Consider the following 2,565-nt stretch of genomic DNA (forward strand, 5'->3'; position numbering starts at 1 on the left):
GTCTTCTTCAGGAATGTTACAGTCTGGGTATTGTTGCCAGCGTAATTCAACGCCCCGCTCTGAATTGGTGGCACTTAAGCCTCTCGGACGAGGTGGAATCACCCTGATCCTGACTGTTTTAATATCGGTCAGCTGAACGGCTGTCCGCCCGGGAAAGTCTTCTACTTTAAACAAAACATCATACGGCTGTTCTCTGACGTGCTTGCAGTTGGTCTCCCAAGTAAAGGTCCCTGATGCAGGACTATTCTGGGTTGTGTTTAAGGGGGTGAACGTAGCTTCCTTTGGAGCTATAAACTCTACCACCCCACCTGCATCGCGATTATACACTCCGCCGGTAGTTGATATTCTGACTTTATGATTATCGGGGTCGCGAGCTGTTATGGTAAACTCTATTTTCTGTCCGGCTTCTACGCAGATTGGCGAGGGAGTGGTCAGTAAGGGTCGCTTATTAGGCGTTTCTACTACGATAATCTGCATGTCACGGGTGATCTCCCCTATTTTAGTATAGGTGCCATTCACCCCCTTTCGCCATTCTTCTACAATAAAAGCTACATTGACCTGATACTGATTTACTGCCAGTCGGCCAGGGGCATCCCAGATCAAATCACCGGTGATGGCATCTATCCTGAAAAACGAAGGACTCAGACCATCTTCTGTTAATCGTGAGTTACCCAACGTAGAAGGATCCTGATACCCTTGTGCAAATACTCCTCCATACGACCCATCATTAGCCCCTTTTTTAGGTGCGGTAAGCCTGTAGGCCAGACTATCACCATCAGCATCGAATGCCCCCGGATTATGAATAAACCGTTTCCCTACCCCGGCTGTATCTACAGGGATATTGAGCAGAACTGGTGTATTATTCAGCCCTAATGAGCCATTTACTAATATGGTGGTTTCAACAAAAAAACTAATCAGATCGGTGGGTGCCTGCAGATTGACCGTATTGGCATTCCGGTTAATAATTGCACAGGAGATGGTGTATCTACCCTGTGCAGGAAACGTAAACGTAGTATCATACACATTACACATCGTTCCGGCGTTAATCAGAAATTTTCTGGTACGTTTTACCTGATATAAGCCTACGCCCGTAACTCCAAATGAAAAATCAGAAGTATTGGCGGCTTCATTGGCCTGTACGCCATTAATCTGGTCGGTATAAGTAGTTAGTGTAACACGGTAGGTAAGTGTAGTTGCCGAAATTCTTTTAGCAGTTATTTCACCTGCACGTAAGTGGGAGGCCTGTACCTGAGGCAGTATTGACAAGCTGACAATCAGAAAAAGTAAAGTAGATTTTAACAGTTGCATAGGCTTTGTTAGTCAGGGTTTTTAATAAAAACGAACGAAGCCTTATGAGTTGTGTATAGGAGAGGCAGAATTTTAAGACCATGTTTAAAAGTATCAATCAGGCAGCTTTACTTGCCTGGATCAATCTTTCTAATTTCTTATGGAATCTCCAGGGAACAGCAATCTCTCTGGTGGTTCGGGCAATTCTTACCTGATAGCCTCTGGCATTACCTTCTACTTTAAGGATACCCTTAATGTTCACAATAATATGCTTATCTAAATGAATAAACTGATCATTGGCGGAAAGTTCTTTTTCAATATCGGCATGAATCGTTGTTTTTTCGACACCAAGAAAATTCTGCCAGTATATATCTGCTGTATCTTTGGCAGTTTCAGCATAGATAAACTGATTAGGTAACAGACTCAACCTCTCACCTTTTTCACCCAAGACCAATGCCGACAGGGTTTGTTCAGACTCTGCATTTGCTAATTTTTGTAGTGCCCCATTAATAAGTTCAGCACAGGCAGCAAATTTATTTTGGAATACCCTCTGCTGAATAAATGTAGTAATGATAACCGGAATAATACTTAATGCAAAGATTTTCAGAATATCAATTATTTTAAAAGTAATGATATGAAAGATATTACTATACACTACTATCAGAGAGGTTATTAACAACACCATTATCAAAAAATGCAGGGTTTGTCGGGCAATAGTCCAGTTTTGTTTATCATAAAACTTCGGAAAAATGGCAGGTAATATAAATTTGACTATCAGCATGGCAAAAGTAGCAACCCCACCAAAACCTAAGAGTAATTCTGTTTTTTGCTCATGAGTAAACAAATCGAGCCCGAAAGGTTGCATACCAACAGCTATAATGGCTACAAATAAGCCCACTAAGAGAGAAATAAGAAGGCCTCGTAACGAACGGATAGAGGTTGCCATAGGAAGCCGGAAAGCCTCATTCAAGGCTATTAACTGTTCTCTGATAAAATTTAATAAATGGCTACTCGTAATAGATATGGCACGTAAAATATTCATAGGTTAATCCGGTAATAACGCGTGTTTAATCAGAGATTTTTAATGAAAACTCAAAAATTATACCATTTCTCTGGTTAAACACGCAATTGCTATAGCAAATATACATAAAACATGGTTATTTACCTTATCAGTTGAATCCAACCCTTAATAGTTGTGGGAGTTTCATCCTTTTTATCCAATCGCTGCAAGGTTACCTTGGCCACATAAAAATATGTGCCCGATGGCATCTCACTTCC

1 protein-coding gene and 1 pseudogene are annotated in these 2,565 nt (G+C 41.1%); both read right to left on the reverse strand.

All coding sequences use genetic code 11. From position 1 onward, the window contains the following. Nucleotides 1–1,308, reverse strand: a pseudogene (locus tag H1R81_RS27205) (gliding motility-associated C-terminal domain-containing protein); the annotation flags it as partial. A gap of 97 nt (nucleotides 1,309–1,405) precedes the next feature. Then, nucleotides 1,406–2,329: a hypothetical protein gene (locus H1R81_RS27210; protein WP_181843914.1), complete on the reverse strand. Its 924-nt coding sequence runs from the start codon at nucleotides 2,327–2,329 to the stop codon at nucleotides 1,406–1,408. Between the last annotated feature and the right edge of the window lie 236 nt (nucleotides 2,330–2,565).

This window comes from Emticicia sp. BO119, from assembly GCF_013912375.1.
GTDB lineage: Bacteria > Bacteroidota > Bacteroidia > Cytophagales > Spirosomataceae > Emticicia.